This is a genomic window from Oricola indica (assembly GCF_019966595.1).
Classification (GTDB): domain Bacteria; phylum Pseudomonadota; class Alphaproteobacteria; order Rhizobiales; family Rhizobiaceae; genus Oricola; species Oricola indica.
Genome location: NZ_JAINFJ010000026.1, coordinates 1 through 17,315, shown reverse-complemented (window position 1 = coordinate 17,315; position 17,315 = coordinate 1). Strand labels below are relative to the sequence as shown.

Below are 17,315 nucleotides of genomic sequence, written 5' to 3'. Positions count from 1 at the left end.
CAGGCGCGGCATTGTTGGTGGAGTTCTCATAATGATCGCCTATCCTCACGCAAAGCCGTAATCAACTTGGCAATCCCTCGAGCGCATGGTTGCGCTGCTCCAGAAGCGCGGCGCGATTTCTTTCACGCTGGGGAACCGGGAAACCGATATCTTCCTCGACTGGCCGGATGGCCGCCTCGCGGCGGCGGGAAAGACGCAGGTCGTCCGCTCGATGCAGCCGTCGAACCGCGTTTTGTGGTTCGTGAAGGGTCCGGACCCGGACGAATGCATCGCGACCGATCTGGAGGATTTCGACAAGGCGCAGGCCATGCTTGCCGCGCTCGGTTGCGTCGAAATCGACCGCGTGGAGAAACACCGCGACATCTGGTTCCTGGGCGATTTCCACATCACGCTGGACCGTGTACCGGGCCTCGGCGAATTCGTCGAACTGGCGGTGATGACGGACGATGCGGAGAGCCTGCCCGGTTGGGCGCAACGCGTCGAAACGCTGGCGGGCGATCTTGGCCTCCCGGCCGACGCGGTTCAGACGCAGTCCTACCGCGCCATGCTCCGAACGTCCCTACGAACCGCAGGCGTAAAAGCCGCGATAACCGACCGTGGGCCCGTCTTCGAGGGCAAAGACGAGTTCGGCGTCTGATCGCCAGTTCGCGTCCTCGCCGAGCGGGCGGACCGTCATCGTGACACCGGGTGCTTCGAACCCGATTCGTTCGTCTTCGGTTTCCACACCGGAAAGCGGCACGATCACGCCGTTCAGCTTCATGACGCCGTCGTTTCCGTCGGCCGACGTCCAGAGGATCGGATCGGTTTCCGGACTGCGGTTGAAGGCGCATCGCCCATCCGCGCCGAGGATTTCGTCGGCCCGGTCTCGCGGAACGGGCGCGGGGTCGAGCTCGGCGACCAGCGTGTTGGCCAGCGCGTCTGCCACGGTCCCGACCTGGGCCGGCGGATCGCGGTAGATTTCGTCCACGCTGTTCCCGGCGGAGATGTCGGCGATCAGATAGCGCATTTCGGCGATTTCCCGGCGCTGCGCCGCGATGATCTCGTCGGCGAGCTTGCGGGCCCGGCTATCCTCGATCCCCGCCCTTTCAGACGTCATGACGGCGATCGAATGATGGGGGATCATCGCACGCATGTAGCTGGGGCCCGAAACCGTGGCCTGGCTGCGGACGAGCCAAAGCGAACCGGCGAATACGAGGATCGCGCCGATGAATATGCCGATGTTCAATCCCGTGTTGCGATACATGCCGAGCATGAAGCCAAGCATGATGAAGGCCATGGTCGCGCCCATGAGGACCGCCATGTAGGCGCGCGTCTCGGAAAAGAAGACATGCTCGAACGCATAGGTGTTGAGATACATCAGGATGAACATCACCAATGTCGAGGTGAGGATCATCAGGCCGAAACGAATGTAGGACATCGGACTCCTCCTGTCGTCATGCGCCTGCCGGGCAGGGCTTTCGGAGTCGAACGCGTCCCGTCCGGAACCGTTCCGGCTGGCGCGGGCCTATTTAGTCAGGCGGAAATCCTCGTGGCACTGCGAGCAGGTGCGTCCCATATCGGCGAACAGGAGCCTGATTTCATCCACGCTTTCAGCCTCTTGCGCCACGCTCGACAGCGCCGAGGCCTTTTCCTCGAGCGCGCCGGCAAGCCCCTCGAACTCCTGCCAGTCCACCCAGATGGCGGGGCGCGCCTCGCTGGTGCCGCCCGCCGATCCTTCCGGGAACAGGGAAAGCATCTCGCCGGCATGACCGGCCAGCGCGTCGGCGGCCGAGCCGGCGACTTCCGGGTCGAAGTTTTCCCGTCCGCGAATCATCGCGCCAAGGTCCTTCATCCGGTCGGCGATCTCCCCCATCAGGTCCATTCGTTGCCTGACGATGCCGGTCGCGCCGGAATGGGCGAGAGCCGTTCCGGAAATGGCCGAAACAATCAGTGCGGCCGCGATCAGCGGGCCTGCGCGTTCATGCATGGTTGAATTCCTATCAGTGGATTCCGTTGGCGCGCTGCAGCGTGCGGACATAGGAGACGATCTGGTCGATCTCCCCGGGGTCGACGCCTTCGACGGGCGGCATGTCGCCGAACGGCCAGTGATGGGCCCTTACGCCGCGCTGGGCCGCGAGCTGGAAGGCGGCGTCGCCGTGATGGTTCGGTTCGTAGATGACGTGGACGAGCGGCGGTGCGACCCCGTCCCGACCGGCGGCGTTCACGCCGTGGCAGGACGCGCAATTCCGGTTGAACAATGCTTCACCGGAAAGGGCGTCGCCCGAAAGCTCCGGCACCTCGACCCGGACGATAGGAGGTCCTTCCGCTCCGCTCATCCGCATGGGCGAAGGCCGCAGTGCGAACCACCAGACAAGAAAAGCGGCGACCGCGACGAGCAGAAACGCCAGAAAGTAGTTCTTTGCGGCCATCGAAATTCCCGGTTCAGTTCGGTGTCGGTATTGCTGTTGGCCGGTCGGCGCCTAGCGCGAGCGCCCGATGAGATATCCGACCGCCATGCCGGCGAGAAATATCAGGGCGACCGTGAGCAGCATTCCGAGACCCATCCCGAAGAACATCCCGTTTTCGAACCCGTACATCATGGCGACACCTCCTCATTACGTAAGGTCATAAAGCTTCCACCCACTGGAAGCTCAAGACCAAATTGCGGGTGATATCGCTGTACGGCGCCTGCCGGCGTTCGCTGTTGCGCCATTTACGGGCGGCCAGCAGGGTTCGGTGCGGTGACGCTCGAAATGGCCCTGCAGCGAGATGGCCGGATACGCGATCTTCCATCGCGGGCTCGCCTCGCGGGACAGGCACTCATGGTCGAGCGCGGGTCCGCCGCGTCTCATCATGCATGGCGGCGCCGATGCGGCCCTGCCGATTTCCTAGATCGGCCGGATGCGCAGCTTGGTGATGCGGTTTCTCTCGCGCTTCATGACCACGAAGCGCTTGCCGTGGAAGGTGAAGGCCTGTTTCTCGGCGGGAATGGTCTGCGCCTCGTGGATGACGAGGCCGGCTATGGTCGTCGCCTCCTCGTCGGGCAGGTGCCAGTCCAGCGCGCGGTTGATGTCGCGGATCGGCACCGAGCCGTCGACGACGATCGATCCGTCGGCTTCCTGGCGCAGGCCCTGGATATCGACATCGTGCTCGTCGGCGATGTCGCCGACGATTTCCTCGATGATGTCTTCCAGCGTGACGAGGCCTTCGACCTCGCCATATTCGTCGACCACGATGGCGACATGGGCCTTGCGGCGCAGAAACGCGTCGAGCTGGTCGCGCAGCGTGGTCGTATCCGGCACGTACCACGCCTTGTTGGCGACCTTCATGATGTCGATTCGGGTCGGGTCGTTGTCGACGCCATGCAGCGCGCGCAACAAATCCTTGGCATGCACGATGCCGACGATGTTGTCCGTTCCGCCGCGCCATACGGGCATGCGGGTATAGGGGCTTTCGAGGATTTCCGACACGATCGCGGCCGGCTCCAGGTCGGCATTGACCATTTTCATGTTGGTGCGGTGGACCATGATGTCGGAGACTTCGAGCTCGGCGAGATCGAGCAGGCCGCCCAGGCGGTCGCGCTCCTCCTTCACCACAGATCCCTCCTTGTGCAGCACCTCGACGGCGCCGCGAATCTCCTCATGCGCGGTGAGCATGGATTCGCGGTCGGTCAGATCGACGCCGAAGACCTTAAGCATGCGCCGCACGATCATGTTGACGAGGCTCGACAACGGTCCGACGACCAGGACGAAACGGCGGATGATCGGCGCGACGGCGAGGGCGAAGCGGTCGGGATTGGAAATCGCCCATGATTTCGGCAGCACTTCGGCGAAAATGACCAGCATCACCGTCATGGCGATGGTTGCATAGGCAACGCCGGACTGTCCGAACAGCGTCAAGAAGACGCTGGTGGCAAGCGCCGAACCGAGGATGTTGACGAGGTTGTTGCCGATCAGAAGCGCGCCGATCAGCCGGTCCTGCCGCGTCATCAGCGTGTTGACGGATTTCGCGCGCGGATCGCCCGCGCCTTCCAGGTGGTGCATGCGCGCGCGCGACGTCGCCGTGAGCGCCGTCTCCGAACCGGAGAAAAATGCCGACAGGACCACAAGGGCGAGTACCACGACCGCGATGATCCAAATTCCCATGACTAGCTTCCTATCTTGTCCCGGAGAAAGGCGTGCACCTCCGATTCCGGCACATTCTTCGCGATGAAGGACTGACCGATTCCGCGTGTCAGGATGAAGTTGAGCGCACCGCGGGTCACCTTCTTGTCCTGCCTGATATAGGTCAGCATCGTGTCGGCGTCGCGCAGATACGGCTTCATGGCGTCGAGGTCGGTCGGCAGGCCGACCGACTTAAGATGCGCGGCGACGCGCTTTGCGTCGTCCGGACTGGCGAGGTTCATCCGCGCCGAAAACTCATGTGCGAGCACCATGCCGATGGCGACGCCCTCGCCATGAACGAGAATGTCGGGGTCGTATTTCGCCGCCGCCTCCAGCGCATGGCCGAATGTGTGTCCCAGGTTGAGCAGCGCCCGGTCGCCGGCCTCGCGTTCGTCGCGGGCGACGACGGCGGCCTTGGCGCGGCAGGATTCCGCGATGGCATGGATACGCTCGCTGCCGCCGGCCTCGATCTTCGCCCAGTTTTCCTCCAGCCATGCGAAGAAGTCGGGCCGGTCGATCAGCCCGTATTTCACGACCTCGGCATAGCCGGCGCGGAATTCGCGCGGCGACAGCGTGTCGAGCGCCCCGGTGTCGGCGATCACCAGCCGCGGCTGGTAGAACGCGCCGATCAGGTTCTTGCCGTGCGGCGCATTGATCCCGGTCTTGCCGCCGACGGACGAATCCACCTGGGACAGCAGGGAGGTGGGCATCTGCACGAACTGCATGCCGCGCCGGACGATCGCGGCTGCAAAACCCGTGAGATCGCCGATCACGCCGCCGCCGAGCGCGATCACGACGTCGCCGCGTTCCAGCCGGGCGTCGAGGATGCGGTAGACCACGTCCTGCAGAATTTCGAAGCGTTTCGTCGGCTCGCCGGCCGGAAGCACGATATCCGTCGCGTCGATCCCGGCATCCGCCAGGCTCGCGCGGACAGTCTCGAGGTGATGGGCGGCGACATTCTCGTCCGTCACGATCGCCGCGCGGACGCCCGGCAACGTCTCGGCGATGCGGCGCCCGCTTTGTTCGAGCAGGCCCGGGCCTATCAGGATGTCGTAGGAACGATCGCCGAGATCGACAGTCACGGTCTCGGCGCAATGTGCGTCATTCATCGGTCACTCGCTTCCGTCGCGCTGTGTTCGCGCGGGGTTTCCGCGTGGCCGTCGAGCCATGCCGCGATGGCGGCGACCACATTGGCGGCCATGTCTTCCTTGGATATGTCGCGCGACCGCACCTCGATATCCGCATTAGCGTAGACCGGATATCGCTCATCCATGAGGCGCTGCATGACAGCGCGCGGATCGGCCGTGCGCAGGAGCGGCCGGTTCTTTCGGCGCGCGACGCGTTCCATCAGCAGGTCGATATCGGCGGAAAGCCAGACCGATATTCCATCCTGCGCGATTTCGCTGCGTGTATTCTCGTTGATGAAGGCGCCGCCGCCGGTCGCCAGCACCTGCGGTCCGGTCTTCAGCAGGCGCGAGATAACGCGTTGTTCCAGCGACCGGAATTCCGGTTCGCCATAGTGTTCGAACAACTCGGGAATGGTCATTTTCGACACGGTCTCGATTTCCGTGTCCGCGTCGGCGAACGGCAGGCCGAGACTGGCCGCGACCTTGCGGCCGACCGCCGATTTCCCGGCGCCCATAAGGCCGACCAGGACGATCGAGCGATGGCCGATCCGGTTGCGAACGGTCTCGCAATTGGCTTTGATTTCAGGCGTCATGACTCGTCGTTTCCGTCCGAGTTCCGCTTAGCGCATGAACCCGCGCGCCCTGTCAAGAATTGTAAAGACGGGCCGTTTAGGGTTTGATTTTAATGATATGTAATCGCATACCCGCTTCACGAGACAAAAGGCGTGCCGTAAGATCGAAGTCCGATGCCAAGCCTGATCCGGTTTCTATTCACGCTCGCCGTCCTCGGCGGGATCGCCTACGGCGCCATGTGGGCGCTGGTTTCCTATGTCGAACCGACCCCGCGCGAAATGACGGTCCGCATCCCGGCCAACAAGATCAATCCGGATTTCTGATCCCGGTTCGCGAAACCGCCGGTAAACCTTCGCGTGCCAGACTGATGGCATGATCGACGCATTTCTCGAAATGATGAGCGCCGAGCGCGGCGCATCCGACAACACGCTCGCCTCCTACCGGCGCGACCTGGAGGAAGCGGAGCGTTTCGTGCGCCGCGCGAGCGCCCGCCGTCTTTCCGACGCCATCTCGACGGATATCAGCGCATATCTGTCGAGCATGGACGCCTCGGGATACGCGGCCTCCTCGCAGGCGCGCCACCTCTCCGCGTTGCGGCAGTATTTTCGCTTTCTCTATGCGGAGAACCTGCGCGGCGACGACCCGACCGGGGTAATCGCCTCGCCGAAAAAGGCCAGGGCCCTGCCGAAGGTGTTGAGCGAGGAGGAGGTGTCGCGCCTGCTCGAACGCGCCGGGGAGGAAGCCACGGACGAGACGCAGCCGGCGAAAATCCGGATCACCGCGATCCGCACGCGCGCCCTGCTCGAACTGCTCTATGCGACAGGTCTGCGGGTCAGCGAACTGGTTTCGCTGCCGGTCAGCGTCGCATGGCGCGACGACCCGTTCTTCATGGTGCGCGGCAAGGGATCGAAGGAGCGCATGGTTCCGGTCACCGACACCGCCCGCGCCGCGGTGACCGCCTATCTGGAGGCCCGCAATCGCGATACGCGCGCCGATGACTGTCCTTGGCTGTTTCCCGCCGAAAACTATGTCGACCACGTTGCGCGGCAGGTCTTCGCACGCGATCTCAAGGCGCTCGGCGCGCGATGCGGCCTGTCCGTCTCCAAGCTTTCGCCGCATGTGCTCCGGCACGCCTTCGCCAGCCATCTGTTGCAGAACGGCGCCGATCTGCGCGTCGTGCAGCAGCTTCTGGGCCATGCCGATATCTCGACGACGCAGATCTACACGCATGTGCTGGAAGAGCGGCTGCACCGGCTTGTCACAGAGCATCATCCGCTGGCCGGCGCCTGAGCCCAAGTGGGCTATGCTTGACATCCAGCCCGTTTACCTCCACCTCCACGCCAAACGAAAGACCGAACGGACAGCGTTCCCATGTCACTTTACAGCTATCTCGATTTCGAAAAGCCGATCGCCGATCTGGACGGCCAGATCATGGAATTGAAGAAGCTTTCCGAGGGCGAGAATGGCGGGGTCGACGTTGCCGAGGAAGTCGCGCGGCTGGAGAAACGGTCCGCCGAGGCGCTGGTCGAGATCTACAAGAAGCTGACACCCTGGCAGAAGGCGCAGGTCGCGCGTCATCCCGACAGGCCGCATTGCTCGCAATATGTCGATGCGCTGTTCGACGAGTTCACGCCGCTTGCCGGTGACCGCAAATTCGCCGAGGACGCCGCCGTCATCGCCGGTTTCGCGCGTTTCGACGGCAACCCGGTCGCGGTGATCGGGCAGGAAAAGGGGTCCGACACGCAGTCGCGCCTGAAGCACAATTTCGGCATGGCTCGGCCCGAGGGATATCGCAAGGCGGTCCGCATCATGGAGATGGCGAACCGGTTCGGCCTGCCCGTCATCACGCTGGTGGACACGGCGGGCGCCTATCCGGGCATCGGCGCGGAAGAACGCGGCCAGGCCGAAGCCATCGCACGTTCGATCGAGATCAGCCTCAACCTCGAGGTGCCGTTGGTTTCCGTCGTGATCGGCGAAGGCGGATCCGGCGGCGCGATCGCCATTGCGACGGCCAACAAGGTCTACATGCTTGAACACGCCATCTACAGCGTGATCTCGCCCGAGGGCGGCGCGTCGATTCTGTGGCGCGACGCCGCCCGCGCCCGCGACGCCGCGACGGCGATGAAGGTCACCGCGCAGGACCTGCTCGCGCTCAAAGTCATCGACGGCATCATCAGCGAGCCGCTTGGCGGCGCGCACAGGGACCGCGATGCGGTCGTCCAGGAAACCCGCAAGACGGTCGAGGGGGCGTTGGCCGATCTCGCCGGGCTCGACGGTCCGGCGCTGAAAAACGCCCGGCGCGAGAAATTCCTCGCCATTGGCCGCAATCTCGGCTGATCGGGTTCCGTTAGAAATCCGCCATATCCGTGCCGTATTTTTTCCCGATGCGTGACGCTGACAATCGTGTGAGCGGGGGCCAGGCAACCTTGCGGCAAGTCGCGGTCGTCTATAATCCGGGTCCAATGATTTTTCCGAGGCATTCTCGAATGGCGTATCGACGGGCGATGATCGCGATAATGGTGGCTGCATCCACCGCGCTCGCCGGTTGCGAGACAAGCGACGTTCTTTCGCTCAAGGCCAATGCGCCGATCCCCGAAGACGTGCGCAGTTTCATGTCCGCGAACGGCATGACCAAGTCGTCGCCGATCATGGTCCGCATCTTCAAGGACGAAGCGGTCCTCGAGGTCTGGAAGCAGAAAGACACCGGTCGCTTCGCTCTGGTGAAGAGCTACGAGGTCTGCGCCTATTCCGGAAAACTCGGGCCGAAGATCCGGGAAGGCGACCGTCAGGCGCCCGAAGGGTTCTATTCGATCTCGAAACATCTGCTCAATCCGAAATCCAGCTATCACCTGGCGTTCAATACGGGCTTCCCCAATCGCTACGACCGTGCCAATGGCCGCACCGGCTCCAATCTCATGGTGCACGGCTCCTGTTCGTCGGCCGGTTGCTATTCGATGACGGATGAGAGCATCGCGGAAATCTACGCCTTCGCGCGCGAGGCGCTGTCCGGCGGCAAGCAGGACGCGTTCCAGGTCCAGGCCTATCCGTTCCGGATGACGCCGGAAAACATGGCCAAGCACCGCAACGACAAGAATTTCGAGTTCTGGTCGATGCTCAAGGAAGGCTACGACCATTTCGAGCTGACCAAGATACCGCCCAAGGTCGATGTCTGCGGCCGCCGTTATGTCTTCAACAGCCTCCCCGAGGAAGGCGAGTTCAAGGCGACGGCGGAATGCCCGCCGATGACGATGCCGACCGGTCTCGCAACGGCCTATCAGTCGCTGCAGTCCAAGCAGGCCGTTGCCTTCCAGCAGGCAGTGGCCGCGATGGAAGGCGGATCGGCGGCAAGCGCTTTGCAATCGAAACCGGCTTCTCCGCTCGGCAACCTGTTCCGCGGATCGTCGGCCTCCGCATCGACCCAGTAAGCGACATGGCGGACATCTACGACCTGCGCGGCCTGAATTGTCCGATGCCGGTTCTCAAGACGCAAAAACGCATGCAAAGCCTCAAGCCGGGTGACCGGCTGTGGGTCCGCACCAGCGATCCGCTGGCCGTCATCGACATCCCCAATTACTGCCGCGAAAGCGGCCATCCGCTCGTCGAAAGCGAGAAGGACGAGGACGGTCACCGTTTCCTGATCGAGCGGGGCGCGTAGAGCGCCGGTTCACATTCCCGGGATCGCCAGCGGATTGTCGGTCAGCGCCTGCCGGTCGGGCCGGTCGGGGGCGATCTGGCCGGTGAAGGCCGCGAACAGGCCCTCGATATGCGCCCTGTTGCCGTTTCGCGCGATGACGACGAGGCGCGTTTCCGGTTCGCGCCCTTTCCATGAGTCGAGCCTGACCGGCGGATGAAACACCGACTGCACGCCGTGAATGACCAGCGGCCGGTCCGGCTTCTCCGTGGTCCACACAACACCCTTCATGCGCAGCAATTCGCGCGGCATCGAGGAGCGCAACAGGTCGGCGAACATCTCCACCGTCGCCGCCGTGATCTGTGCGTCATGCGTCAGCGTGAAAGCCTCGATCGACGCGTCATGCCGGTTGACGTCATGATGGTGGCGGTGATGGCCGTGCGGTTCGCCGGCGGCCGGGCGCGCCTGCGCCAGTGACGAATCGTCGAGCGCCAGAACGAAGCCGTCGCCTGCCGCATCGACCGGTTCGACCAGCGGATTGATCGCCGCGAGCCTGGCGATCAGCGCGTCGCTTGCCGGTTCGAGATCGGTCTTGGTCAGGACGATGCGGTCCGCGAGCGCCACCTGGCTTCGCGCTTCCTCGTGGTCTTCCAGACTGGCCAGCCCCGTCGCCGCGCAAACGACCGTGACGAGGCTCGCCACGTGGAAGCGTTCATTGAGGCCCGGCGTCGCCATCACCGCCTGCAAGACGGGCGCGGGATCGGCCAGTCCCGTCGTTTCGATGACGACACGGTCCAGCGCGGCGCCCGCCTCGATGCGCTCATTGATCTGGAACAGCGTGTCGACGAGATCGCTTCTGACGGTGCAGCACAGGCAGCCATCCGACAGTTCGATCATCGGTTCGCCGCCCTCGACTGCCTCGACCAGCAGGTGGTCGATGCCGACATCGCCGAACTCGTTGATGATCACCGCCGTGTTGGCGAAGCCGCCTGCGGCGAGCAGGCGGTTCAGGAGCGTCGTCTTTCCCGCGCCGAGAAAGCCGGTCACCACATGGACGGGTACGGAGGCCATGGCCGTATCAGGCTCCCTGATCGGGCCGGAATTCGGGGACAGGGATCGCCCGTTCGGCGGCAAGGTCGATGCCCTCGGCGCGGCGCGCCTCCGCCACTTCGTCGCTCAGCCGCACCGGCCGGAAATCCGGAACCGGGACCGCGTCGATATATTGCCCGGCCAGCAGGATGGCGGACATGCTCGCGCCTTCCGCGCCGCCGATAAAGATCGGCACGGGCACCGGGTCGCGGGTCAGCGGTGTGATCGCCGGGCTCGCGAAACTGTCGAGCGAGCGGTCCGCCCAGCGCGCATCGTTGGCTTCCTGCGAACACACGATGTCGCGGACATTGGCGATTTCGGTCGAATGGCCCTCGGGCGGCGTCATCGAGGCGAGGACTGGTTCGAATTCGGCCTCGTTCATCTTGGCAAAGCCTTCCTCGAGCAGGTCGGCGGCACGTTCGGAGCGGCCCTTGGAGCTCATCTCGCCAAGAACGACCGCGATCAGGGTCACGCCCTTGCGCGTCGCGGAGGCGACCAGGTTGAAGCCGCCTTCGCAGATATAGCCGGTCTTCATGCCGTCGGCGCCGTCAAAGCGCCCGAGCAGCAGATTGTAGGATTTGTAGACCTTGTCGCCGTCCTTCAGCGCCTCGGTCGAGAAATAATGCGCGTGCTGCGGATATTCGAGGCGGATCGCCCGGGCGAGTATCGCGAGGTCGCGCGCCGTCGAATACTGGCCCGTATCGTGCAATCCGTGCGGATTGACGAAATGGGAGTCGGTCATGCCGAGGCGCTTCGCCTCGGCGTTCATTTTCTCGGAGAACGCCTCGACGCTGCCGGAAACGGATTCCGCGATGGCGACGGCGATGTCGTTGGCCGATTTGACGAGCAGCATCTTGAGCGCATTGTCGAGCGTGAGGATCGTGCCGACCGGATAGGCCATGTGGCTCGGCGGCTTGCGCGCCGCTTGGAGAGAGATGCGCACCGGCGATTTCATCGTCAGCGCGCCGCGCTCGATCTCGCGGAATGCGACCCAGGCCGTCATCAGCTTGGTCAGGGAGGCGGGACGCCAGCGGTCGAACTGACGCTCGGCTTCGAGCACGCGTCCTGTGGATACTTCGATCACCATGGACGGCATTGTCGAGGCGTCGGCCCTGTTCGCGCCGAGCGCGATCAACAGGACGAGGGCAATTCCGAGAATGGGCGATCTTTGTCCGGCGAACATTGACTTTCCCTGATCGATGACGAGGCCCCCGCGATTGTGTAGGCGAATGTCGCGGGCTAGACAAGGATTGTGCCGAAGGCATGACGCCGCGAGGCCGATATGTTCGAAACCGGACTTGTCCGGGGCGGCCCGCACCGCCATTTTCGAGGTGACGAACCCGGTTCCAGGAAGGGAAACGAATGCCGATTCTCAATCGTGCCCATGAAATGCAGGCGGAAGTGGCCGGCTGGCGCCACCACCTGCACCAGCATCCGGAATTGATGTTCGACGTGCACGAGACGGCGGCTTTCGTCGAGGAGAAGCTCAAGGCGTTCGGCTGCGACGAGGTGGTGACCGGGCTCGGCCGCACCGGTGTCGTCGGCGTGATCAGGGGCAACCGGGGCGAGGGCGAGACGCTCGGCTTCCGCTCCGACATGGACGCGCTGCCGATCAAGGAGATGACCGGCAAGCCCTATGCCTCCACGGTGCCCGGCAAAATGCATGCCTGCGGCCATGACGGGCACACCTCGATGCTGCTCGGCGCCGCGCAATATCTTGCCGAAACGCGCAATTTCGCGGGCACGGTGGTGGTGATCTTCCAGCCCGCGGAGGAAGGCGGCGGTGGCGGACGCGAGATGATCGAGGACGGGCTGATGGACCGTTTCGGCATCGACCGCGTCTACGGCATGCACAACATGCCGAGTTTGCCCGCCGGCCGTTTCGCGACCCGCCCTGGCCCGCTTTGGGCGGCGACCGACGAATTCCTTGTCCGGATCACCGGGCGCGGCGGGCACGCCGCATGGCCGAACCAGACCATCGATCCGATCGTCATCGGCGCGCAACTGGTGCAGGCGATGCAGACCATCGCCTCGCGCAATGCCGATCCGATTTCGGCCATGGTGGTCTCCGCGACGCAGTTCCATGCCGGCTCGGCGCATAATGTCATTCCCGAGGAGGCCGAGATTGCGGGCACGGTGCGCACCCTGTCTCCGGAAAACCGGGAACTTGGCGAAAGCCGGATCAAGACGCTCGCCGCAAACATCGCGGCCGCGCATGGCGCGACGGCGGAGGTGACCTGGCGGCGCGGCTATCCGGTGATGGTCAATCACAGCGCGGAGACCGACATCTGCGCCCAGGCCGCGGCGGCGGTGGCGGGCGAAAACGCGGTGGACGTGTCTGCTGCGCCGATGATGGGCGGAGAGGACTTCGCCTACATGACCGAGGCACGGCCCGGCGCGATGATCCTGATCGGCAATGGCGACACGGCCGGACTTCACCATCCCGCCTATGATTTCAACGACGAAATCATCCCGCTCGGCATCAGTTACTGGGTGGCGCTGGCCGAGGCGAACGGGGCCTGAGAGACGGCGTATTGCTTGTTTTCAAACCGGACCGATTTTGATATCTGTCCGCCCGCAAGGTCCCGTAGCTCAGCAGGATAGAGCATCAGATTCCTAATCTGAGGGTCACAGGTTCGAATCCTGTCGGGATCACCAATTGCCTCAATGTGAAATCCCGTCGTCGCTGGACTGTTGCGTCGTCTTGCAAGACGGTTCCCCTTGAATTCCAAGAGGTTCCTGCGACACGCGGCGGTGCCATGCGACATATAACCGACATCATCGCTCCCACAGCCTGCTTACTTAACCCGAAACCTGAAAAAAGTGCCGGCCGCTCCTGCGACCGGCACCGGGTTCTGCCTTCAGATTACATCTGCGGCATGATCACCTTGTCGATGACGTGAATCACGCCATTGTCGGCCGCAACGTCGGCCGTGACGACCGAAGCGTCGTTGACCATGACGCCATTGTCGAGATCGATCTTGATCTCGCCACCCTGGACGGTCGCGGCCATCATGTCGTCGGACAGGTCGGACGACATCACCTTGCCGGGAACCACATGATAGGTGAGGATCGCCGTCAGCTGGTCCTTGTTCTCGGGCTTGAGCAGATCCTCGACAGTGCCCTCGGGAAGCGCGGCAAACGCTTCATCGGTGGGTGCAAAGACCGTGAACGGGCCTTCGCCTTTCAGCGTATCGACAAGGCCGGCCGCCTGCACTGCGGCGACGAGCGTCGTGAACGATCCGGCTTCGATCGCCGTGTCGACAATATCGGCTGCTTTCACCTGCGCGGTCAGCGCGACAGACATGGCGGCGGCCAGTGCAATCTTGGAAATCTTCATAGAACTCTCCTGATGTTGCTACTGTCTCTTTCGTGAGACTGGTGCGGTTACGGAGAGAACGGCGCGGAGGATCATCGAAAAGCGATCCGATCCGGTCACGTTAATTTCAGCGAGATTTTATCGAGTCCGAGTGGAAATCGGAGGGTTGTGCGCTACCCGCCGGTCTGCGTTCCCGGTTTCTCCTTGCACGATGCGGTCCATCGCCAGCTCGTTGTCGAACATTCCGTTCGACGCCGGGGCGTCCGCCCGCTGTCGTCGGAGCGATCAGGAGTGATCGAAGGTCGTGCCGGTGAAGGCGTCGGCGGTGAAATTCGCGCCGGCCTGGCCGGACTTGATCGCCAAGCCGAGACCGAGAACCGAGCAGAGCATTGCCGCGAGCATCAGGCGGGGAAGGTGTATCGTCATTGAGCCTCTCCTGCATTCGGCGTCTTTGCGCCGTTGGGGCCATGCTCGGAGATTAGTCCTTCGAAATGGTTGCCGGCGTGCGTTTCATCACATGGCAAAACCGTGGCGTGGCTAATTTTGGCTTAACCCGGCCAGCAGGTTTCGGACCGGCAACAGACGCGCGAAATCCTCCATGACGCGCGCCATGATGTCCGGGCGGGTCACTGCCGCGGGGCCTTCGAGATCATGCCAGACGGCCAGCCCCTTGTGGCGGGCGAGATCGGCCTGCGGGGCGTCCGGCGGAACGCCGGCGGGCACGCGTTTCAAGGCCGGTTCCGACAGCCGGAAGCCGCTTTCGACGAGCCCGTCGAGCAAGGCGCCGATGGTCTCGCCCTGCGGTCCGGAGACGGTCTTGCGCCATTTTTCCAGCACCGGTCCGGGAAACTCGAAGGCGCCGCAGCCGATGGTGCAGTACTCCGTCGAGACACCGAACATGAAGGCCGGAATTTCGCCGGGCGCGGCCCAGGAAACGTGGATATGCGTGTTGTAGGGCGTCTTGTCCTTCGAGAAGCGGATATCGCGATTGATGCGGAATATCTTTGGCTTGTGCGGCTTGCCCGTCAGTTGCTCCAGTTCGGCCGCCACCAGGTCCGAAAAGGCTTTCGCCGGCTTCTTGACCGCGGCCTCGTAGCTCTTCTTGTGCTCCGTGAACCATTCGCGGTTGTTGTTCGCCTTCAGGCCGGACAGGAAGTCGAGCGTCGCGTCGGTGAAGCCGGTGAATTCCTGTGTGGACATGGGCGGACCTATTTCGGCGGAAGGGTCGTCACGAAGGAAAGCGACAGCGAGGTCAGCGCGCGCATGGCGTCGTCGCTCGCGGCGTCCTCGTCGAGCCAGATGAAGCCGCCCATCTTGCGTCCGCCATGGATCATCGGACGGGTGCCGGGCGTGGCGAGCGCCTTTTCCTCGTTGTCCTTGCCGACGCGGTACATGAAATGCGCGTCGCCGGATTTCTCGCGGCGCGCGCCGCCGACCATGTTGCCGTCGATGAGGAAACAGATCCCGCCCATCATCTTCCGTTCGGAGAGACCGGGCAGACCTTCGAGCATGTCGCGCATGCGCGCGGCGAGGGCTTCATCGTGGGCCATGCCGGCATGCTAGCGCAATTCGCGGCCCGGAAAAGCGGATTTGCGTGCGTGGAGACGGTCTCCTGACAATTCCTGGCGTGACAGGAAGGCCGTTGCGCTGCAAAAAGGCGCAAAGGAACAAGCATGTGAAAAGGCACCATGGCGGACACTGACGAACTGAAGGCGGATGCGCGCGCGATTTTCATGGCCGGCGTGGCGGCGGCGGATCCGCATGACGCGGTGGTCAACGCACTCGAGATTCACAATGGCGAATGGTCGGAAGCCGGCAAGGTGCATGTGATCGCCGCCGGCAAGGGCGCCGTGCCGATGATGCGCGCCGCGCTGGAGACGCTGCCGGCGGGAAAGATCGGCGCGACGCTGGTCGTCACCAATTACGAGAACGTCACCGAGATCGAGGGTGTGACGGTCATGGGCGCGTCGCATCCGCTGCCCGACCGGAATGGCGCCGAAGCGGCGGCGGCGGTTGAAAGGATCGCCAGCGAGGCCGCGACGAGCGATCTCGTGCTGTGCCTGATTTCAGGTGGCGCATCGGCGCTTCTTCCCGCGCCGGTCGAGGGCGTGACGCTCGATGAAAAGATCGCCACCAGCGATTTGCTGCTGAAATCCGGCGCGGACATCGTCGCCATGAACACGGTGCGCAAGGCGCTGTCGCGGCTGAAAGGCGGCGGGCTGGCGCGCGCCATTTCACCGGCGCAGGGGCTGGCCCTGATCCTCTCCGACGTGCCGGGCGACGATCTTGCCATCATCGCCTCCGGCCCGACCGTCGCCGATCCCGCGCCGCCGCAAAAGGCGCTGGAGATCGTGCGCGACCTCGGCATCGCGGACCGCCTGCCGGAGAGCGTTCTGGCGCATCTGGAAAAGCGCGCGGCCGAGCCCGTTGCCGATTTCGTCCACACGACCGAGAACATCCTGATCGGTTCAAACCGGATCAGCCTTTCGGCGACCGAGAACGCGGCGCATCATCACGGCTATAAGCCGATCGTGCTTTCGGAGTGGCTCGAAGGCGACGTGCAGGCCGCGGCCGAGAGCTTCCACGCGGCAGCGTTCCGGGCCTCCTCCAAGGGGCGGGTCGCGATTCTTGCCGGCGGTGAAACCAGCGTCCATGTGACGGGTTCGGGCAAGGGCGGCCGCAATCAGGAGATGGCGTTGCGCTTCGCCGTGTTGTGCGAGGCGAGCCCGCTGCCGCGCGGCTGGGCCTTCCTGTCCGGTGGCACGGATGGCCGTGACGGACCGACCGACGCGGCGGGCGGCCTCGTCACGCCGAAGACGATCGCCGCGCTCGACGCAAAAGATCTGTCAGTGGATGCTTACCTTTCCGACAACGACGCCTATCACGCGCTCGACCAGGCCGACGCGCTCCTGATGACCGGCGCAACCGGCACCAATGTCGCCGACCTGCAAGTGCTGTTGCTGGGGTGAGGAGCGGTCATCACAGCTGACCAATCGACAACGATTTGTCGATTGGAGCGACGAACGCGCGGAGCCATGGCGAAGCGCCGGCGATCCCGAGCGTCGGCTTTTCATTCGATCTGCAGAATGCTAGGAAAGCCGTGCCTATCCATGTGCGGCTAGGGTTCCGTTGCTTCGCGCAAGCTGGTCCGAGCGCCGTCATGAGCCGTGTACGGCAGACACCCGAGGACGAAACGACCAGAGGGAGTGGAAAGGGCGTGATGAAACACGTCTTTACCAACCTCAGAGGTCTTCATGACACCCCTCGGACTATCCCTCGTTATCGCCGCCGCCGTCTGCCACGCGACCTGGAACTATTTCGTCAAGCGCATCAATGGCGGCCCGGAACTGATCTGGCGGCATTGCCAAGTTACTTGACGTTGATTGCAAGAGTGGTGATTTCTCGCAATCAGGCCGTCATCTCGGCGGCATAAC

Annotated in this window: 21 protein-coding genes and 1 tRNA gene; 10 read left to right on the top strand and 12 right to left on the bottom strand. The window is 63.7% G+C overall.

What is annotated here, in order from left to right:
- Positions 1-85: 85 nt before the first annotated feature.
- Complete coding sequence (locus LC343_RS24465) at positions 86-637, top strand: class IV adenylate cyclase (RefSeq protein ID WP_223479772.1); 552 nt, start codon at positions 86-88, stop codon at positions 635-637.
- On the opposite strand, the gene LC343_RS24460 is transcribed toward LC343_RS24465, so the two are convergent.
- The 6 genes from LC343_RS24460 to LC343_RS24435 form a co-directional block, all read right to left on the bottom strand.
- Positions 560-1,417, bottom strand: a complete 858-nt coding sequence (locus LC343_RS24460; protein ID WP_223479771.1) for a DUF305 domain-containing protein — start codon at positions 1,415-1,417, stop codon at positions 560-562. The genes LC343_RS24465 and LC343_RS24460 overlap by 78 nt on opposite strands.
- 87 nt (positions 1,418-1,504) lie before the next feature.
- Positions 1,505-1,966 carry a c-type cytochrome gene (locus tag LC343_RS24455; protein ID WP_223479770.1) on the bottom strand — a complete coding sequence of 154 codons (462 nt, stop codon included), beginning with the start codon at positions 1,964-1,966 and terminating at the stop codon, positions 1,505-1,507.
- A 13-nt stretch (positions 1,967-1,979) separates the two neighbouring features.
- The gene (locus LC343_RS24450; protein ID WP_223479769.1) at positions 1,980-2,408 is read right to left on the bottom strand and encodes a c-type cytochrome; all 429 of its coding nucleotides are present in this window, start codon (positions 2,406-2,408) and stop codon (positions 1,980-1,982) included.
- A 459-nt stretch (positions 2,409-2,867) separates the two neighbouring features.
- Positions 2,868-4,124 carry an HlyC/CorC family transporter gene (locus LC343_RS24445; protein ID WP_223479768.1) on the bottom strand — a complete coding sequence of 419 codons (1,257 nt, stop codon included), beginning with the start codon at positions 4,122-4,124 and terminating at the stop codon, positions 2,868-2,870.
- A 2-nt stretch (positions 4,125-4,126) separates the two neighbouring features.
- Positions 4,127-5,251, bottom strand: a complete 1,125-nt coding sequence (gene aroB / locus LC343_RS24440; RefSeq protein ID WP_223479767.1) for a 3-dehydroquinate synthase — start codon at positions 5,249-5,251, stop codon at positions 4,127-4,129.
- Positions 5,248-5,862: a shikimate kinase gene (locus LC343_RS24435; protein ID WP_223479766.1), complete on the bottom strand. Its 615-nt coding sequence runs from the start codon at positions 5,860-5,862 to the stop codon at positions 5,248-5,250. Before LC343_RS24435 ends, aroB begins: the two co-directional genes overlap by 4 nt.
- Before the next feature lie 153 nt (positions 5,863-6,015).
- Here LC343_RS24435 and LC343_RS24430 point away from each other — a divergent pair, with 153 nt between their 5' ends.
- The 5 genes from LC343_RS24430 to LC343_RS24410 all read left to right on the top strand — a co-directional run bounded on the left by LC343_RS24430 (position 6,016) and on the right by LC343_RS24410 (position 9,497).
- Positions 6,016-6,165, top strand: a complete 150-nt coding sequence (locus LC343_RS24430; RefSeq protein ID WP_223479765.1) for a histidine kinase — start codon at positions 6,016-6,018, stop codon at positions 6,163-6,165.
- A 49-nt stretch (positions 6,166-6,214) separates the two neighbouring features.
- Positions 6,215-7,132 (top strand): site-specific tyrosine recombinase XerD, encoded by a 918-nt coding sequence (gene xerD / locus LC343_RS24425; protein ID WP_223479764.1) that lies wholly within the window; start codon positions 6,215-6,217, stop codon positions 7,130-7,132.
- 81 nt (positions 7,133-7,213) lie between these two features.
- Positions 7,214-8,179, top strand: coding sequence for an acetyl-CoA carboxylase carboxyltransferase subunit alpha (locus tag LC343_RS24420; RefSeq protein WP_223479763.1), 966 nt, complete (start codon positions 7,214-7,216; stop codon positions 8,177-8,179).
- A gap of 149 nt (positions 8,180-8,328) precedes the next feature.
- Complete coding sequence (locus LC343_RS24415; RefSeq protein WP_338018614.1) at positions 8,329-9,267, top strand: L,D-transpeptidase family protein; 939 nt, start codon at positions 8,329-8,331, stop codon at positions 9,265-9,267.
- A gap of 5 nt (positions 9,268-9,272) precedes the next feature.
- Positions 9,273-9,497 (top strand): sulfurtransferase TusA family protein, encoded by a 225-nt coding sequence (locus LC343_RS24410; RefSeq protein WP_223479762.1) that lies wholly within the window; start codon positions 9,273-9,275, stop codon positions 9,495-9,497.
- 9 nt (positions 9,498-9,506) lie between these two features.
- Here the strand turns inward: LC343_RS24410 and LC343_RS24405 are convergent, their stop codons facing one another.
- Positions 9,507-10,544: a CobW family GTP-binding protein gene (locus LC343_RS24405; RefSeq protein WP_223479761.1), complete on the bottom strand. Its 1,038-nt coding sequence runs from the start codon at positions 10,542-10,544 to the stop codon at positions 9,507-9,509.
- A gap of 7 nt (positions 10,545-10,551) precedes the next feature.
- Positions 10,552-11,745: a D-alanyl-D-alanine carboxypeptidase family protein gene (locus tag LC343_RS24400; protein WP_223479760.1), complete on the bottom strand. Its 1,194-nt coding sequence runs from the start codon at positions 11,743-11,745 to the stop codon at positions 10,552-10,554.
- Between the two features lie 179 nt (positions 11,746-11,924).
- Here LC343_RS24400 and LC343_RS24395 point away from each other — a divergent pair, with 179 nt between their 5' ends.
- Both LC343_RS24395 and LC343_RS24390 read left to right on the top strand, forming a co-directional pair.
- On the top strand, positions 11,925-13,085 hold the full coding sequence (locus tag LC343_RS24395; RefSeq protein WP_223479759.1) for a M20 aminoacylase family protein: 1,161 nt from the start codon (positions 11,925-11,927) through the stop codon (positions 13,083-13,085).
- A gap of 58 nt (positions 13,086-13,143) precedes the next feature.
- Positions 13,144-13,220: transfer RNA gene (locus tag LC343_RS24390), tRNA-Arg, on the top strand.
- 208 nt (positions 13,221-13,428) lie between these two features.
- On the opposite strand, the gene LC343_RS24385 is transcribed toward LC343_RS24390, so the two are convergent.
- From LC343_RS24385 to LC343_RS24370, 4 genes are all read right to left on the bottom strand, one after another.
- Positions 13,429-13,869 (bottom strand): fasciclin domain-containing protein, encoded by a 441-nt coding sequence (locus LC343_RS24385; protein WP_428982673.1) that lies wholly within the window; start codon positions 13,867-13,869, stop codon positions 13,429-13,431.
- A gap of 297 nt (positions 13,870-14,166) precedes the next feature.
- Positions 14,167-14,307 carry a hypothetical protein gene (locus LC343_RS24380; RefSeq protein ID WP_223479757.1) on the bottom strand — a complete coding sequence of 47 codons (141 nt, stop codon included), beginning with the start codon at positions 14,305-14,307 and terminating at the stop codon, positions 14,167-14,169.
- A gap of 111 nt (positions 14,308-14,418) precedes the next feature.
- Positions 14,419-15,081 (bottom strand): DUF2461 domain-containing protein, encoded by a 663-nt coding sequence (locus LC343_RS24375; protein WP_223479756.1) that lies wholly within the window; start codon positions 15,079-15,081, stop codon positions 14,419-14,421.
- Between the two features lie 8 nt (positions 15,082-15,089).
- A complete protein-coding gene (locus LC343_RS24370; RefSeq protein ID WP_223479755.1) occupies positions 15,090-15,431 on the bottom strand; it encodes a TfoX/Sxy family protein in 342 nt (113 codons plus the stop codon).
- 138 nt (positions 15,432-15,569) lie between these two features.
- On the opposite strand from LC343_RS24370, the gene LC343_RS24365 reads away from it, so the two are divergent.
- Together LC343_RS24365 and LC343_RS25180 are read left to right on the top strand one after the other, a co-directional pair.
- The gene (locus LC343_RS24365) at positions 15,570-16,850 is read left to right on the top strand and encodes a glycerate kinase type-2 family protein (RefSeq protein WP_223479754.1); all 1,281 of its coding nucleotides are present in this window, start codon (positions 15,570-15,572) and stop codon (positions 16,848-16,850) included.
- Positions 16,851-17,135: 285 nt separating this feature from the next.
- A complete protein-coding gene (locus tag LC343_RS25180; RefSeq protein WP_274385166.1) occupies positions 17,136-17,258 on the top strand; it encodes a hypothetical protein in 123 nt (40 codons plus the stop codon).
- The last annotated feature ends 57 nt before the right edge of the window (positions 17,259-17,315 follow it).

What these genes read in the sequence shown, in the direction of transcription:
- LC343_RS24370 (WP_223479755.1), bottom strand. Translation starts at nt 15,431, where the DNA reads ATGGCCCACGATGAAGCCCTCGCCGCGCGCATGCGCGACATGCTCGAA.
- aroB (WP_223479767.1), bottom strand. Translation starts at nt 5,251, where the DNA reads ATGAATGACGCACATTGCGCCGAGACCGTGACTGTCGATCTCGGCGAT.
- LC343_RS24415 (WP_338018614.1), top strand. Translation starts at nt 8,329, where the DNA reads ATGGCGTATCGACGGGCGATGATCGCGATAATGGTGGCTGCATCCACC.
- LC343_RS25180 (WP_274385166.1), top strand. Translation starts at nt 17,136, where the DNA reads ATGACACCCCTCGGACTATCCCTCGTTATCGCCGCCGCCGTCTGCCAC.
- LC343_RS24375 (WP_223479756.1), bottom strand. Translation starts at nt 15,081, where the DNA reads ATGTCCACACAGGAATTCACCGGCTTCACCGACGCGACGCTCGACTTC.
- LC343_RS24465 (WP_223479772.1), top strand. Translation starts at nt 86, where the DNA reads ATGGTTGCGCTGCTCCAGAAGCGCGGCGCGATTTCTTTCACGCTGGGG.
- LC343_RS24435 (WP_223479766.1), bottom strand. Translation starts at nt 5,862, where the DNA reads ATGACGCCTGAAATCAAAGCCAATTGCGAGACCGTTCGCAACCGGATC.
- LC343_RS24420 (WP_223479763.1), top strand. Translation starts at nt 7,214, where the DNA reads ATGTCACTTTACAGCTATCTCGATTTCGAAAAGCCGATCGCCGATCTG.
- LC343_RS24450 (WP_223479769.1), bottom strand. Translation starts at nt 2,408, where the DNA reads ATGGCCGCAAAGAACTACTTTCTGGCGTTTCTGCTCGTCGCGGTCGCC.
- LC343_RS24385 (WP_428982673.1), bottom strand. Translation starts at nt 13,869, where the DNA reads ATGTCTGTCGCGCTGACCGCGCAGGTGAAAGCAGCCGATATTGTCGAC.
- xerD (WP_223479764.1), top strand. Translation starts at nt 6,215, where the DNA reads ATGATCGACGCATTTCTCGAAATGATGAGCGCCGAGCGCGGCGCATCC.
- LC343_RS24405 (WP_223479761.1), bottom strand. Translation starts at nt 10,544, where the DNA reads ATGGCCTCCGTACCCGTCCATGTGGTGACCGGCTTTCTCGGCGCGGGA.
- LC343_RS24400 (WP_223479760.1), bottom strand. Translation starts at nt 11,745, where the DNA reads ATGTTCGCCGGACAAAGATCGCCCATTCTCGGAATTGCCCTCGTCCTG.
- LC343_RS24410 (WP_223479762.1), top strand. Translation starts at nt 9,273, where the DNA reads ATGGCGGACATCTACGACCTGCGCGGCCTGAATTGTCCGATGCCGGTT.
- LC343_RS24455 (WP_223479770.1), bottom strand. Translation starts at nt 1,966, where the DNA reads ATGCATGAACGCGCAGGCCCGCTGATCGCGGCCGCACTGATTGTTTCG.
- LC343_RS24380 (WP_223479757.1), bottom strand. Translation starts at nt 14,307, where the DNA reads ATGACGATACACCTTCCCCGCCTGATGCTCGCGGCAATGCTCTGCTCG.
- LC343_RS24365 (WP_223479754.1), top strand. Translation starts at nt 15,570, where the DNA reads ATGGCGGACACTGACGAACTGAAGGCGGATGCGCGCGCGATTTTCATG.
- LC343_RS24460 (WP_223479771.1), bottom strand. Translation starts at nt 1,417, where the DNA reads ATGTCCTACATTCGTTTCGGCCTGATGATCCTCACCTCGACATTGGTG.
- LC343_RS24395 (WP_223479759.1), top strand. Translation starts at nt 11,925, where the DNA reads ATGCCGATTCTCAATCGTGCCCATGAAATGCAGGCGGAAGTGGCCGGC.
- LC343_RS24430 (WP_223479765.1), top strand. Translation starts at nt 6,016, where the DNA reads ATGCCAAGCCTGATCCGGTTTCTATTCACGCTCGCCGTCCTCGGCGGG.
- LC343_RS24445 (WP_223479768.1), bottom strand. Translation starts at nt 4,124, where the DNA reads ATGGGAATTTGGATCATCGCGGTCGTGGTACTCGCCCTTGTGGTCCTG.